Origin of the sequence: Mycobacterium sp. PO1 (assembly GCF_017312405.1) — a bacterium.
Lineage (GTDB): Bacteria > Actinomycetota > Actinomycetes > Mycobacteriales > Mycobacteriaceae > Mycobacterium.
The window spans coordinates 1-14,126 of record NZ_BLTG01000079.1; the positions used below are offsets into that span (position 1 = coordinate 1).

Sequence of the window (14,126 nt, forward strand, 5' to 3'; positions counted from 1 at the left end):
CGCCAAGTAGCGGGTTGCCCATCGTTTGGCCGTCGGCCAGGACACGTGGAAGTGCTCGGCGGCCCGAACTACTGACCAGCCTTCATCGACGATCAGACGCGCAAGCAACAACCGGCCGCGCGGAGTCAACACAGCGTTAGCGTGGACCATGAAGGTCTCCCGTTCGTTGAAGTGAAGTGGTAGCAGCTCCACTCCACGACGGGAGGCCTTCGCCAATCAACGACCGCTACAGCGAGTCGTCACACTTCTTCAACCAACCTGCCTGGGTAGTACATCTAGGCCATCGAAGGCTACGGCTCCTTTCAGCGGAAGCACGTCGCCCCTCAGCGGGTCCGCCTTCATGGCTGCCAGTTGAGGAGCACGTCGAGCGCAATCAGCAGCGCACCAGCACACACGAAGAACAGAGGAGTCCAAAAAATAACGAGGACGCCGATGCCAATGCCGGTGTAGTCAGTTGCCTTCGTCACCCTGCGAACTTGGCGGACATACAGACTCGTGACGATGAAGAAGGCGACCATAAAGAGCGCCGCGCCGACAGCACGCCAAAAGCTCACGTTTCCGATATATCCGGCCAGTACGGCGTACAAGTAACCACTGAGCACCACAATCAAGCTCGACACCGTGCCGCTGGCTACTTCGCGCCAAAAGCCCTCCTCGCGAATCCATTTGAACAGTCCGGACGGCGGCTGCTCGCGCTTAGCGTAAGACATGGCGAGGAGTCAACCATTTGAACGACCCTTCGCGCCGCCTTGGCCACCTCGGCGGGCGGCCGGTCCGCCCAGAGACGCAGCAGAGTCCAGCCCGCCGCCGTTAGCCTCATCGGTGGCGGCGGAATCGCTTTGTTTGGTCTGTCCACCCATCCCTTTTGTGGCGTCCCGAAGGAACTCGATCACTTGTTCCTTCTCCGAGGCAGCCAGCTTCCGCGTCCGGTCATAGGCGAAGTCGACCTTGCTCCGATGGCGGTGTCCGCTCTCAAGCCATGCGAGCAACGTTCCCCTTGTACGCAGCGTCTACCTACCGCGCCGCAGCCATAACCGCTCTAGAACCTATGGGTTGGGCGGTCCGCCTCCGACAGGCTCGTTGCAGCAGGCGCACTGAAGTTCTGCTGCGCACCTACGTCTGCGGCATCCCCCATCCCCCAACAACACTGTCCGCATTCCTACAAACCCGGAGCGTGGCGCGCCGCCTTTGGTTGGAAGAACCCGGAGGATAGACAGGTCAGACCATCATCGCCCAGAATGAGGGGCGGTAGATTCCTGGCATGGTCGAATCAGGTGGCAGCGGGATCTACAAGCCAATTCCTACATTCGCGGAGTGGTACACCGGCGAACTTGGTACTGATGCCTTTGACAGGTATGCCAATATGTTTTCTACCGCAAAAGATCTGTCGGATTCGTCAATCCTCTCCACTGTGATGGAGTCTGCTCAGCGGTATGCCGCGGTTGACACTAACGCAATTGAAGGCATCTACGAGGTAGATCGCGGTTTCACACGCACTGTGGCGACGCAAGCGGCGGCGTGGGAGGCAATGATGGACGCTCGCGGAGCCCACGTTCGACCGGCCTTCGATGATGCTCTAAATGCATACGAATTTGTACTAGATGCAGCAACAATGAGTGTCGAGATCACCGAAAAGTGGATCAAAGAAATTCACGCGATCATTTGCAGCAGTCAGAGAACATACCGAGTGCTGACGCCAACGGGACCACGAGACCAACCGCTGCCGAAAGGCACCTACAAGACCATGCCAAACAGTCCAACCCTATTGGACGGCCGTGTGCATGCATACGCACCTGTGAATGACACTGGACCTGAAATGCGACGACTCGTCGACGAACTGAGATGTCCAGAATTCAAGTCTGCGCACACGATTTTACAGGCAGCGTATGCTCATTACGCTTATGTTTGCATTCACCCGTTCGCTGACGGGAATGGCCGCGTTGCCAGAGCCTTAAGCTCCGTTTTTCTTTACCGACAACCTGGGATCCCGCTCATCGTATTCGCCGACCAGCGAAATTCCTATTATGACGCTTTAGAGGCCGCGGATAACGGTGATCCGAGCTTATTTGTCGAATTCATCGCCACACGAGCGATCGATGCAATGAATCTCATCCGAACTATGCTGCAAAATAGTGCACGCCCGGCTGAGAAGACCATCCAAAGTCTCAATAAACTATTCGATAGTGGCGTCCGTGATGAAGAGTTGGCAGCCGCCGGCGGTCGACTGCGCGATATGGCCAGGGCAGAGACCGGGCGACAACTAAAGCAGCTTGCGGTTCCGTCCGCTCTGTCGATTTCAACAACGACCATCCGAATCCCGGCGACTCCAAAAGCTCAACCAGGATACGCAGACATTGGTAGGAATGGCAGCTGGTCCATTACCGCTAGAGCCGATTTTCCAGTCCGGATCACTGTACTAATCGCAGTTGGAACCTTCGTCAAGATCACCCCGGATGCCCATGCTGACTTGATGATTCAGTCGAACGTCGATAGAGGATTGGAGGTTTGGCTTAGAGAGCTAGTGCCGGAGGCTACTGAGCAATTGAAGTTGAAGCTAGCCGCATGGGCTGAGGCAGTAATCGCGACATTGTTAGAAAAGATTGAGGAGGAAGCGAGGAAACGCCGCTAAGACAGGCCAGCACACCGCGCCCGATATGTATCTTTCCAGACTAAAGCGCTGACGTTCGATCGGCGTTGCTGAATACTGGGCCGCTACGCGATTAATAAAACAAGAATACGACGACAGCGTGGGCCCTGCGCTTCTGGCTTCGCCATTGTGCAAGGTTAGGCACGTCGCCGACGCTGAACCTCCTTTGTGTGCTGGCCAAGGTCGACGCTGGCGGTGTGGACGATTTCGGGAAAGTTCGAATCTCACCGAGGGCACCGGATAACCCCAGCTCAGCCGTAGAGGTCGAGCCTGCGGTCGGCCAGCAGGTCGACATGTTCGGTCAGCTTCTTGTCACGCGTTCGCGCCAGATCGATGTCGGCGACCGCTGTCCCCACCCCCGGCCCCGCTTCGGCGGCGATCCAGCCGTCGGGATCGACGATGACGGTGCCGCCGGTCCAGGCCTGCCCCCGCTCCACGCCGGCCCGGTCGCACACGGCCACGGCCACCCGATTCAGCCGCGCGGTGGACATCGCGGTGATCACCTCGCCGGGGTGCTCACCGGCCGGACGCGGGAACAGCGGCCAGTTCACCGGCGCGACGAACAGTTCGGCGCCGGCCACGGCAACGTGGCGGGTCAGCTCGGCGAACTCGAGGTCGTAGCAGACCATCACCGCGAGCACGCCGTGGCGCGTCTGGAGCAGTGGCGGCAGCTGCTCCCCCGGCGTGAAGATCAGCTTCTCCCGGTCCCACAGGTGGGTTTTGCGGTACACCGAGGTGACGCCGTCGGACTGCAGCACCGCGGCGCTGTTGTACAGCCCCCCGTCGTTGCCGAGTTCGCAGAATCCCAACACGGCGATCGAATTGCCCAGCAGCGCAGCCCATTCGGCGAATCGGGGACTGTCCGCCGACAATGCCGCCGTCCGCGCCTCGGCGGCATCGGTGAACATGTACCCCGACGTCACCAGCTCGGGCAGGACCACGACGTCGGCACCAGCGGCGACGGCCTCGGTCAGCGCTGCGCGGATCAGCTCGTCGTTGCCGTCGAGATCACCCAGTACGGGGTCGAGTTGGCAGCACGCGATACGCGTCATTCCTGCAGGTTAGTCGTCGTCCGGGCGATAGTCTTTGGCCGTGCTCAGCGTGCGGCCGATGTGCGTACCCGAAGTTGCTCTGACGGGCCGCGCCTGGTCGCCGAGTCGGCATCACAGCGACCGGGTGGCCCGCCGGGTGCGGGTGCTCAAACTGGCCAGCTGGATCGCAGCGGCGGTGACGGCATCGTTCGGTGCCCTGCAGCTGACGCTGGGCGGTGCCCTGTGGTGGCTGGGCGTGGCGAACGTCGCGTGCGCCGTGGTGTTCCTGGTCATCCCCAAGCTGTGCCCCTACGGTGAGCTCGTCGCACCACTGACGTTCGCGGTGTTCGCCTACGCGTCGGTCGGTTTCATGTGCTACACGGTGGGCACCGGATCCGGCCTGCAGTTCTACTTCTTGGTCGCGGCCTCGCTGATGGTGCTCGTGCTGGGCATCGAACGCATCGTGCTGGCCTCGCTGGTCGCTGCCGCGGGCGGAGCGCTGACCATCGCACTGGAGATGACCGTGCCAGAGAGCCGGGGGTTGGGTCCGCCGTGGACGCTGACCGTCGGTTTCGTCAGCTCGGTGGTGGGCTCGGCGGTGATGGTGGTGGCCACGATCTGGTACACGCTGCGCGAGATCGACCGCGCCGAGGCGGCGATGGAGGCCGAGTACGAACGCTCCGAACGGTTGCTGGCCAACATCTTGCCGACGACGATCGCCGAGCGGCTCAAAGATCCGTCACGCAGCGTGATCGCCGACAAGTACGACGACGCGTCGATCCTGTTCGCCGACATCGCCGGCTACACCAAGCGCGCCAGCGACACCCCCCCGGCCGACCTCGTGCGGTTTCTGGATCTGCTCTACACCGACCTCGACGCGTTGGTCGACCGCCACGGCCTGGAGAAGGTCAAGACCAGCGGCGATTCGTACATGGTGGTCAGCGGGGTCCCGACGCCGCGGTCCGATCACCTCGAGGCGCTGGCGGCGCTGGCTCTCGACATGGCCGACGCCGTGGCCGATCTCAAAGATCCGTGGGGCCGGGAGGTGCCGCTGCGCATCGGCATGGCCGCGGGCCCCGTCGTGGCCGGAGTGGTCGGTGCCCGCAAGTTCTTCTACGACGTGTGGGGCGACGCCGTGAACGTCGCCTCCCGTATGGAGACCACCGACGTCGAAGGCCGAATTCAGGTGCCCGACAACGTTTATGACCGCCTGCGGCACCGGTTCGTGCTCGAGGAACGCGGTGTGGTCGACATCAAGGGCAAGGGCACCATGCACACGTGGTACCTCGTCGGGCACCGCCCGCTCAGACCTTCCGGTTCTCCGACTTGAGCAACCAAGCCTGCTTCTCCAGCCCGTCGATGAGCTGGTGCAGGATGTCGGCGGTGCTGGGGTCCTCGGCGTCCACGGTGTCGTGCACCGACCGGATGGTGTCCACCGCGGCGTAGACGCGTGCGGTGATGAGGTCGACGACCTCGCCGGTGCTGTGTTCGTACGCCGGGAAGTCCGGCAGTGACGTGGTCGACGCCACGGTGTCCGAGCGGCCGTCCGGCACGGCGTCGAGCGCCCGCAGCCGCTCGGCCACGGTGTCGCTGGCCTCGCGGGCGAAGTCGACCACCTCGTCGAGTTGAAGGTGCAGGTCGCGGAAGTTGGTGCCGACGACGTTCCAGTGCGCCTGCTTGCCCTGCAGATGCAGTTCGATGAGGTCGACCAGCACTCGCTGGAGGGATTCGGCCAACGCCGGGGAGGCATGGAATCCACTGATCTCGGCATCGGTCCTGCGACGGTTCGCTGTAGTACTCATGTCTCTCCCAACGTCCGGCTTTCTGGATTGAGTCCAGTTTAGCCGGTGTCGGTCGTCACGTCGACGGTATTCTCGTGATCCTGTCTGTCCTGCTTGTCGAGCAACCGGGCGTATCCGGCGCCCATGCCAAGCAGGATCAACCCGACAACGATGAACACCACGACACGGAAGATGCCGTCGAGCGTGCCGAGGTCGAACAGGAACAACTTGGCCACCGCGGCGGCCACCAGCGCGAGTCCCGCCCCGATCGGGACAGAACGCTCGGCCCGGGAGCGTCGGGCCGCGTAGCCGAACAACGCGGCGGCCAGCACGATCCAGCAGATCGTCGCGACCATGTGGCCGCCGTAGAAGCCGGCGCCGTCACCGGCGAGCATCGTGCCCGCCGTGACGGTGAACGATGTGACCGAGTAGACGACCACCCCGCCGGCGACCACCCACAGCGCTGCCTCCCTGCTGCGCCACGACCACAGCACCGCCACCGCGCTCGATGCGAGCAGAACACTGGACACCAACGTCGAGACGCCCGCAGCTGTACTGGTCTTCACCGGTTCGAGCAGCGTGAAGAGCGGCGAGTAGCTCAAATGGACTCCGGCGCCGACGAGCGTGAAGCCGAACGCCGCCCACCGCGCCGTGGTGTCCCGGCGACCCGCCACCGCCACCACCACAGCCAGCGCCAGCAGTACGGGCCCGGCCACGCGCCCGTCGAACGCGGCGGTGACGGCGACCAGTGCCGCGACGGCCGACAAGGCGCCGAAAACCTGGCGTACCGCTGGTGTGACCCCCGGCAGCCGGTGCCCGGCCAACGCAAGTGCCAACATGCCCGCCGCGACAGCCGCGGCCATCAGCGCGGCGAGCACCTGGTCCACCGCCACTCCCACGGCCAGCACCGGGGCGACGCCGGCCGCGGTCAACAGAGCCATCCACACCCGGTTGGTGGTGCCCGGCAGCAGGATCAGACCGGTGCCGATCGCGATCAGGGCGGCGATGGCACACGCGCCGGCCAGCCAGGGATCGTCCCGGTCGTTGATCGCACGCGCCAGCAGCGCAATCCACAGCGGCAGGACGGCGACCGCGATGCGGGCGGCCTGCAGCCAGATCCAGTCCCGGCCCAGCTGTACCGGCAGCGACACCGCCGACAACGCCAGCATGAACCCGACCAGGAGCAGCGTGATCCCGTCGGTCACCACGGGCGCCAACACGATCATCGGCACCAGCACCAACAGACCGAGCTGCTGAGTATCCCAGCGGCGGGCCAGCGCCAGTCCCGCGGCAGCGACCGCCGCTGCCAGCGTCAGCCCGACAGCCGGAACCACCCAGCCGTAGATCGCAGTGACGGCGATGACGTCGATGTAGGCCGTCGCCACGCCGGTGGCTGCCAGCGCGATCGCCCCGACCCGGCCACCGGGACGGGAGTTGAGCCACCACCCCGCGGCCACCAACGCCGCAGCCAGCACCGCCCCCGCCCCGACGCGGAATTCGGGCCGCAGCAGACCGGCCTGGGCGGCCAGCACCAGCAACAGGACGACGCCCACCAGCGTCACCGACACCCCGGCAACGGCGAGCAGCTTGCCGATCCAGCCCTCCGACCGGGGTTTCGATTCGGGGTTCCGCAGCGGCGGCGCGGCCCCCGGCGGGTAGTACGGCACCGGCTGGACCGGCAGATACGAGGGCCAGTACCGCGGCGCGGGCGGAGGCGGCGCGGCGGGCGCGGCGGGCGGCCGAACAGGCGCCGGTGCGCCGGATTGCCACGCCAGCATCCGGTCGAGCTCGGCAAAGTCGGTCGAGACCCTGTCGAGTTGATGCGTCATGGCCGCGAGGTCGGCACGGATCCTGGCGATCACGGCATGCGGTTCGGTCATACCGTCATCCTCGCAACGACCGGGCGCCCAGAGGATGAGTACAACTACTCGTCGAGACCGTGTTCGATCGCGTAGCGGGCCAGCTCGACCCGGTTGCCGACCTGCAGCTTGCGGAATGTCGCCTGAACGTGGTTCTCGACCGTGCGATGGCTCAGCGACAACCGCTCGGCGATCTGCTTGGCTGTCAGCCCCTTGGCCACGAACCGCAGGATCTCGGTTTCGCGCTCGGTCAGGCTCGGAACCGGCGGGCCGGACGGACTCGCCGAGTCACGCGCGATCCGCCGGTACTCCCCGAGCACCAACCCGGCCAGCCCCGGCGTGAACACCGCCCGCCCCTGCGCGGTGGCGCGCACCGCGTCGTCGAGTTCCTGCTTCGACGCGCTCTTGACCAGGTAACCCGTCGCGCCGGCCTTCACAGCCTCCAGCACGTCCTCGCGCTCATCGGAGGCCGACAGCACCAGCACCTTCGACGACGGGGACACCGCGAGCACCTCGGCGGTGGCCTGCGCCCCGCCGCCGTCGACCAGCCGCATGTCCATCAGCACCACGTCGGGCAACACGACCGCGGCCCGCCGTCTGGCCGAGGCCACTCCGTCGGCGGTCGCGACCACATCGAAACCATCGTCGGCGAGGTCACGGGCGACGGCGTCGCGCCAGATCGGATGGTCGTCGACCACCATCACCGTCGTGCGCCGTTCAGTCACCCGATCCCCCCCGTCCTGGGCACCGTGAGCTCCCATTCCGTGCCCGCGCCGGCACCCGTGCTCAACTCCGCCCGGCCGCCCAACCAGTTCATTCTTCCCACAATCGATTTCGCGATTCCGAGCCGCCCCTCGGCGGCCGCTTCAGCGAGCCGCCCATCCGGAATGCCCACTCCGTCGTCGCGAACACTGACGGTGACGGCGTCGCCGAGGTCCTCGACGAGAACATACGCACGCGCGTCCGGCCCGGCGTGCTTCTCGGAATTGTCCAGGGCGTTGCCGACCGCGGCAATCAGCTCGCCGGCGACGGTGGCGTCCAGCAACACCGGCTCGGCGGGCACACTGACCGACACCCGGTCGGAGGCGCGCCTGCGCACCAGCGCCCCCACGTCGGCAGTGCCGGGATCGGCCGGTTCGGTCCCGGCCGAGCTGACCAGCCGGCGCAGTGCCCGCTCCTGCTCCCCCGCCAGCTCGGCCAACCGCCCTGTCTCACCACCGATCTCGCGTCCGCGGCGCGCCATCAGCGCCAGCACCTGGATCGCCCCGTCGTGGACCTGACGGGAGAGCCGCTCACGCTCCTCGAGCGCGGCCGAGAGCCGCACCGCGCGTTGCAGTTCGGCGTGCGCCCGGCGCGCGGTCTGGGCGGCCATACCCACCGCCAGCCCGACAGCGAGCTCGATGACCAGCGTCGCGTGACGGCCGAGATCGATGTGGACGTAACCCTTGAGCGCTGCGGCGGCGGCCATCACGGCCAAGCCGGTCAGCATGCCGGCGATCGGACCGAACTGGATCGCCGCCGAGATCACGGCGTTGGTGGCCCACAGCGTGGTCGGCCAGGACTGGTTGTCGGCCACCCACTGGTCACCGGCGACCACCTCGGTGGACAGCATCAACGCCAGCACCACGACGATCTCGACGATCACCCAGCCCGGGCGCCGGCCGAAGCCCCGCAGGTAGGCGATGGCGTAACCGACGCTGACCACGATCAGGACACCGAACAGCAGCCAGCCGGCCAGCGGGTGGTCGAGGTCCGCGTTGATCGCGAACTGAAAGCCCAGCGCGTAGAGGCAACTGAGCAGCCGGAACACCTGAGCCGCCCGCCACAGCGGCGCGGCCGGGTCGGGCGCTACATCACCTTGGAGAGAAACGCTTTCGTCCGTTCGTGCTGAGGGTTGGCCATCACCTCGCGCGGGTTGCCGCGCTCGACGACCACCCCGCCGTCCATGAACGCCAGCTCGTCGGCGACCTCACGCGCGAAACCCATCTCGTGGGTGACCACCACCATGGTCATGCCCTCGGAGGCGAGCTTCTTCATCACCGCCAGCACCTCGCCGACGAGTTCGGGATCCAGCGCCGAGGTCGGCTCGTCGAACAGCATCAGCTTCGGATCCATCGCCAGTGCGCGGGCGATCGCGACTCGCTGCTGCTGCCCGCCGGAGAGCTGTGCGGGATAGGCCTCGGCCTTGTCCGCCAAGCCGACCTGATCGAGGAGATCACGGGCCCGCTCGAGGGCTCGCGCCTTCTTCACGCCCTTGACCTGAACCGGCGCTTCGACGATGTTGCCCAGCGCGGTGCGGTGCGGAAACAGGTTGAAATGCTGGAACACCATGCCCACATCGCGGCGCTGCCGGGCGACATCGGCGGGCTTCATCTCGTGCAGCTTGCCGCCGCGCTCGCGGTAACCCACCAGCTGTCCGTCGACGTACAGCCTTCCCGCGCTGATGGTTTCGAGGTGGTTGATGCACCGCAGGAACGTCGACTTCCCCGAGCCCGACGGTCCCACCAACACCAGTACCTGGCCCTTCTGCACCTCGAGGGTGATGCCCTTGAGCACCTTCAGCGCCCCGAAGTCCTTGCAGACGAGCTCGGCTTTGACCACCGGCCGGTCGGCTTCCTGGGTCGTCATTGCCCCTCCCGTTCCGTCGGCCCCGCCTGAGCAGACGCCAGCGCATCAAGTTGCTTGGTGGTCAGCTTCCGCGACGCGCCACGAGAGAAGTAGCGCTCCAGATAGAACTGTCCCACCATCAACACGCTGGTGATCGCCAGGTACCACACCGCAGCGACCAGTAGCAGCGGCACGGGCTGGAAGATCCGCGCGGCGATCTCGCGGGTGGCGATGCTGTACAGGTCGAAGGCATACGGCACCGCGGTCACCAGCGAGGTCGTCTTGAGCAGGCTGATGACCTCGTTGCCGGTCGGCGGGATGATCACCCGCATCGCCTGCGGCAACACGGTGCGGCGCATGGCCAGCGACCAGGACATGCCCAGCGCCGTCGAGGCCTCCAGCTGCCCCTCCGGCACCGAGGTGATCCCGGCGCGCACGATCTCGGCCATGTAGGCGGCCTCGTTGAGTGCCAGCCCGAGCACCGCCAGCATGAACGGGAACGAGAACGACTGCAGGTCGAACTGCACCAGCGTGGGCCCGAACGGCACACCGAGCTGGATGTTCTGATAGATCACCGGCAGCAGACCCCAGAACGCCAGCTGCACGTACACCGGCGTGCCGCGGAACACCCACAGGAACACCCACGCCACCGCACTCATCACCGGGTTTCCCGACATGCGCATGATGGTGAGCGCGACACCGAGCACGATGCCGATGACCATCGAGTAGACGGTCAGCTGAATGGTGTTGAACACCCCGAGCAGCACCCGCTCGTTGAACAGGTACTCGAAGAACGTCGCCCAGCCGTAAGCCGGGTTGGTGGCGGCCCCGTACAGGAACAGGGCCACCACCACGAGGATGACGGCCGCCGTCACCCATCGCCACGGATGTCGCAGCGGGACGGCATCGATGGCCGACGGCGCAGCCGCATCACTCATGCGAACAGTCCCCGGTCAGGAGACCGCGCCGTTGATCACCGGCTTGTCGATGAGGCCTTCCTCCAGCCCCCAGTTCGCCGCGATCTCGCGATACTGACCGTTCTCGATCAGATGCTCGAGCGCCTGCTGCAGCGACTGGGCCAACGGCGAGCCCTTCTCCACCGGCCAGCCGTAGGGAGCCGAGTCGAACACCTCGCCGGCCTGTTCGAGCTTTCCGTTGGTCTGCTTGATCGCATACAGCGTCACCGGCGAGTCGGCCGACATCGCGTCGGCCTGGCCCAGCACGACCGCGTTCGTCGCGGCGTCCTGGCTGTCGAACGGCACGATCTGGATCGCCGGTTGCCCGGCGTCGGTGCACTCCCGACTGCGGGCGGGCAGCTCGTCGGTCTCCTGGACGGTGGTGGCCTGCACGGCGACCCGCTTGCCGCAGGCGGTCTCGGGCGTGATGTCGGCGCCGGCCGGTTTGGCCCACAGCGTGCCCGCGGAGAAATAGGTGACGAAGTCGACCTGCTCCTCGCGCTCCTTGCTGTCGGTGAACGACGACATCCCGACGTTGAAGGTGCCGCCCTGAATGGACGGGATGATCTTGGCGAAGTCCGCCTCGCGATACTCCGGCGTCAGACCGAGCGTCGCGGCGATCGCATTCATCAGATCGACGTCGAAGCCGACGATCTGGCCCTGCGGGTCCTTGAACTCCATCGGGGCGTACGGGATGTTGACACCGACGATCAGCTTGCCCGAGGACTTGATGGGCTCGGGCACGGTGTTCGCGATCTCTTCGACTGTCTCGGCCTGCACACTCTCGGTCGGCGACTCGGGTGCGCTGGAGTCGGTACTGCTGGAACAGCCCGAAAGGGCCAGGGCTCCGCTAGCGGCGAAGACGGCCGCGATGCGCCAGAACCTCGTCCGGCGCTCTTGGATTCCACCCAACAACACGGTTGCCTCTACTTTCTGCTTCGGGCCGTCAGCCTTGACCGGAGTTCTCTCCGGTCATCTCCAGCCAAGGACGTTAACGACCGATGACCCGGCGCGCAGCGCCGGTAACGGAACATTAACGACCGTGTGGAGACAACACAGCGGTAACGCGAAATCGGCGGGTCGGCGCAGCGGGTGTGCCACACTGCGCGAATGGAAACCGGTGCTCCCCCAAGCATGTTGCAGCATCTGTGGAAAACCGTGCTGCTTTCAGGAATTCTTGCCGTCATCCTCGGCGTCATGGTGCTGGTGTGGCCCGGCATCAGCATCTTCGTGGCGTCGGTCTTCTTCGCGGCATATCTGTTGGTCGCCGGCATCACCCAGGTGGTGTTCGCGTTCAGCCTGAAGGTCTCCCTGGCCGGTCGGGTACTGCTGTTCATCAGCGGCGCCGCGGCGCTCGTGTTGGCCGTGATGTGCTTCATCAACTTCGGCGATGCGGTGCTGCTGCTGGCCATCTGGATCGGGATCGGGTTCATCTTCCGCGGCGTGGCGACCCTGGTGTCCGCGATCAGCGACCCGACGCTGCCTGGGCGGGGCTGGGAGATCTTCATCGGGGTGATCAGCCTCATCGCCGGTGTGATCATGCTCGCCGTTCCGTTCGAGTCGCTTGCCATCCTCACCCAGGTGGTCGGCATCTGGCTGATCGTTCTGGGGGCGTTCGAGGTGGTCTCGGCCTTCGGTATCCGCAGCGCGAGCAAGAAAATGACGGAATTCAGGCAGGAAGTCACCGCCGCCACGACCGAATGAGGGCCGGAAGTCCCTAGCGCACAGCGCCCCAATAGTTACTACACTGTGTCGTAGATTAGGTCAGTACAGCCTGGGAGCGGCGAATGGACGCGTTGGATGTCTCGCGGTGGCAGTTCGGGATCACCACGGTCTACCACTTCATCTTCGTCCCGCTGACGATCGGCCTGGCACCGCTGATCGCTGCCATGCAGACCGCGTGGCACATCACCGGCAACACCGCCTGGTACCGGCTGACGCGGTTCTTCGGCAAACTGTTCCTGATCAACTTCGCGCTCGGCGTCGCCACCGGCATCGTCCAGGAGTTCCAGTTCGGCATGAACTGGAGCGAGTACTCCAAGTTCGTCGGCGACATCTTCGGAGCCCCGCTCGCCTTCGAAGGGCTGATCGCGTTCTTCTTCGAATCCACCTTCATCGGGTTGTGGATCTTCGGCTGGGGCCGGCTGCCCCGGGCTGTGCACCTCGCCTGCATCTGGATCGTCGCCTTCGGCGTCAACGCCTCGGCCTACTTCATCATCGCCGCCAACTCGTTCATGCAGCACCCGGTCGGCGCCCGGTTCAACCCCGACACCGGTCGAGCCGAACTCGTCGACTTCGGGGCGCTGTTGACCAACAACACCGCGATCTGGGCGTTCCTGCATGTCGTCGCCGGGTCCTTCCTCACCGCCGGGGTGTTCGTCGCCGGGGTCTCAGCCTGGCTGATGGTGCGCGACCACAAGACAACCGAGGCCCGCTCCATGTACCGCCCGGCGACCATCATGGGCAGCCTGGTGGCGCTGATCGCGGCCGGCGGACTCTTCCTGACCGGCGACTTCCAGGGCAAGCTGATGTTCGTCCAGCAACCGATGAAGATGGCATCCGCGGAGTCGTTGTGTGACACCGAGACCGATCCCAACTTCTCCATCCTCACCGTCGGCACGCACAACAACTGCGACAGCGTCATCCACCTTATCGAGGTGCCCTATGTGCTGCCATTCCTGGCCGAGAGCAAGTTCACCGGGGTGACCCTCGACGGGGTCAACGACCTGCAGGCGGAATACCAGGAGAAGTTCGGTCCCGGCGACTACCGGCCGAACCTGTTCGTCACCTACTGGGCGTTTCGCGCCATGATCGGGTTCCTGTTGATCCCGGTGGCCTTCGCGCTGGCAGCCCTGTGGCTCACCCGCAGGGGGCGTATCCCCGATCAACGCTGGTTCGGCCTGTTCGGCATCCTGACCATTCCCACCCCGTTCCTGGGTAACTCAGCGGGCTGGGTGTTCACCGAGATGGGCCGGCAACCGTGGGTCGTGGTGCCCAACCCGACCGGTGACCAGATGGTGCGAATGACGGTGCAGGAGGGTGTCTCCGGACATTCGGCGGGCATGGTGCTGTTCTCGCTGATCACCTTCACCGCCATCTACGGCGCGCTGGCGGTGGTGTGGTTCTTCCTGATGCGCCGCTACGTCACCGAAGGGCCGCAGGAACACGACTCCGAGCCGGCACCACCGAAGTCGCCGAGCGACGACGACGTGGCACCCCTTTCCTTCGCCTACTGACCGCCGCGT

The 14,126-nt window shown here is 65.3% G+C and carries 14 protein-coding genes; 4 read left to right on the top strand and 10 right to left on the bottom strand.

Annotated features, from left to right (window positions below):
- Both J3476_RS23025 and J3476_RS23030 read right to left on the bottom strand, forming a co-directional pair.
- A partial coding sequence (locus J3476_RS23025) for a helix-turn-helix domain-containing protein (RefSeq protein ID WP_286183585.1) occupies positions 1-150 on the bottom strand: 150 nt, incomplete at its 3' end.
- Positions 151-338: 188 nt separating this feature from the next.
- A complete protein-coding gene (locus tag J3476_RS23030) occupies positions 339-710 on the bottom strand; it encodes a hypothetical protein (protein ID WP_207068660.1) in 372 nt (123 codons plus the stop codon).
- Between the two features lie 551 nt (positions 711-1,261).
- Here J3476_RS23030 and J3476_RS23035 point away from each other — a divergent pair.
- Positions 1,262-2,629, top strand: coding sequence for a Fic family protein (locus J3476_RS23035; protein ID WP_207068661.1), 1,368 nt, complete (start codon positions 1,262-1,264; stop codon positions 2,627-2,629).
- A gap of 269 nt (positions 2,630-2,898) precedes the next feature.
- On the opposite strand, the gene J3476_RS23040 is transcribed toward J3476_RS23035, so the two are convergent.
- Positions 2,899-3,699 (bottom strand): nitrilase-related carbon-nitrogen hydrolase, encoded by an 801-nt coding sequence (locus tag J3476_RS23040; protein WP_207068662.1) that lies wholly within the window; start codon positions 3,697-3,699, stop codon positions 2,899-2,901.
- A 58-nt stretch (positions 3,700-3,757) separates the two neighbouring features.
- On the opposite strand from J3476_RS23040, the gene J3476_RS23045 reads away from it, so the two are divergent.
- Complete coding sequence (locus J3476_RS23045) at positions 3,758-5,008, top strand: adenylate/guanylate cyclase domain-containing protein (protein ID WP_207068679.1); 1,251 nt, start codon at positions 3,758-3,760, stop codon at positions 5,006-5,008.
- Here J3476_RS23045 and J3476_RS23050 read toward each other — a convergent pair.
- From J3476_RS23050 to J3476_RS23080, 7 genes are read right to left on the bottom strand one after another with little or no spacing between them, the layout of a single operon-like run.
- Entirely contained in the window at positions 4,983-5,480 is a 498-nt protein-coding gene (locus J3476_RS23050; RefSeq protein WP_207068663.1) for a DNA starvation/stationary phase protection protein, read from the bottom strand. The two genes, J3476_RS23045 and J3476_RS23050, sit on opposite strands and share 26 nt — an antisense overlap.
- Before the next feature lie 38 nt (positions 5,481-5,518).
- Positions 5,519-7,339, bottom strand: coding sequence for a DUF2339 domain-containing protein (locus J3476_RS23055; RefSeq protein ID WP_207068664.1), 1,821 nt, complete (start codon positions 7,337-7,339; stop codon positions 5,519-5,521).
- 44 nt (positions 7,340-7,383) lie between these two features.
- On the bottom strand, positions 7,384-8,079 hold the full coding sequence (locus tag J3476_RS23060; protein WP_207068665.1) for a response regulator transcription factor: 696 nt from the start codon (positions 8,077-8,079) through the stop codon (positions 7,384-7,386).
- Positions 8,040-9,146 carry a MacS family sensor histidine kinase gene (gene macS, locus J3476_RS23065; protein ID WP_207068680.1) on the bottom strand — a complete coding sequence of 369 codons (1,107 nt, stop codon included), beginning with the start codon at positions 9,144-9,146 and terminating at the stop codon, positions 8,040-8,042. The genes J3476_RS23060 and macS overlap by 40 nt, the downstream gene beginning before the upstream one ends.
- 20 nt (positions 9,147-9,166) lie before the next feature.
- Positions 9,167-9,946: an amino acid ABC transporter ATP-binding protein gene (locus tag J3476_RS23070; protein ID WP_163675267.1), complete on the bottom strand. Its 780-nt coding sequence runs from the start codon at positions 9,944-9,946 to the stop codon at positions 9,167-9,169.
- Positions 9,943-10,863: an amino acid ABC transporter permease gene (locus tag J3476_RS23075; protein WP_207068666.1), complete on the bottom strand. Its 921-nt coding sequence runs from the start codon at positions 10,861-10,863 to the stop codon at positions 9,943-9,945. Before J3476_RS23075 ends, J3476_RS23070 begins: the two co-directional genes overlap by 4 nt.
- Positions 10,864-10,878: 15 nt before the next feature.
- Positions 10,879-11,796, bottom strand: a complete 918-nt coding sequence (locus tag J3476_RS23080) for an ABC transporter substrate-binding protein (protein WP_207068681.1) — start codon at positions 11,794-11,796, stop codon at positions 10,879-10,881.
- A gap of 195 nt (positions 11,797-11,991) precedes the next feature.
- Between J3476_RS23080 and J3476_RS23085 the strand changes: the two genes are divergently transcribed.
- Together J3476_RS23085 and J3476_RS23090 are read left to right on the top strand one after the other, a co-directional pair.
- Positions 11,992-12,585 carry an HdeD family acid-resistance protein gene (locus J3476_RS23085; RefSeq protein ID WP_207068667.1) on the top strand — a complete coding sequence of 198 codons (594 nt, stop codon included), beginning with the start codon at positions 11,992-11,994 and terminating at the stop codon, positions 12,583-12,585.
- An 83-nt stretch (positions 12,586-12,668) separates the two neighbouring features.
- Entirely contained in the window at positions 12,669-14,117 is a 1,449-nt protein-coding gene (locus J3476_RS23090; RefSeq protein ID WP_207068668.1) for a cytochrome ubiquinol oxidase subunit I, read from the top strand.
- Positions 14,118-14,126: the final 9 nt, after the last annotated feature.

Coding starts and splice junctions, on each gene's coding strand:
- J3476_RS23090 (WP_207068668.1), top strand. CDS start 12,669: ATGGACGCGTTGGATGTCTCGCGGTGGCAGTTCGGGATCACCACGGTC.
- J3476_RS23035 (WP_207068661.1), top strand. CDS start 1,262: ATGGTCGAATCAGGTGGCAGCGGGATCTACAAGCCAATTCCTACATTC.
- J3476_RS23055 (WP_207068664.1), bottom strand. CDS start 7,339: ATGACCGAACCGCATGCCGTGATCGCCAGGATCCGTGCCGACCTCGCG.
- J3476_RS23075 (WP_207068666.1), bottom strand. CDS start 10,863: ATGAGTGATGCGGCTGCGCCGTCGGCCATCGATGCCGTCCCGCTGCGA.
- J3476_RS23030 (WP_207068660.1), bottom strand. CDS start 710: ATGTCTTACGCTAAGCGCGAGCAGCCGCCGTCCGGACTGTTCAAATGG.
- J3476_RS23045 (WP_207068679.1), top strand. CDS start 3,758: ATGTGCGTACCCGAAGTTGCTCTGACGGGCCGCGCCTGGTCGCCGAGT.
- J3476_RS23070 (WP_163675267.1), bottom strand. CDS start 9,946: ATGACGACCCAGGAAGCCGACCGGCCGGTGGTCAAAGCCGAGCTCGTC.
- J3476_RS23060 (WP_207068665.1), bottom strand. CDS start 8,079: ATGGGAGCTCACGGTGCCCAGGACGGGGGGGATCGGGTGACTGAACGG.
- J3476_RS23050 (WP_207068663.1), bottom strand. CDS start 5,480: ATGAGTACTACAGCGAACCGTCGCAGGACCGATGCCGAGATCAGTGGA.
- J3476_RS23085 (WP_207068667.1), top strand. CDS start 11,992: ATGGAAACCGGTGCTCCCCCAAGCATGTTGCAGCATCTGTGGAAAACC.
- J3476_RS23040 (WP_207068662.1), bottom strand. CDS start 3,699: ATGACGCGTATCGCGTGCTGCCAACTCGACCCCGTACTGGGTGATCTC.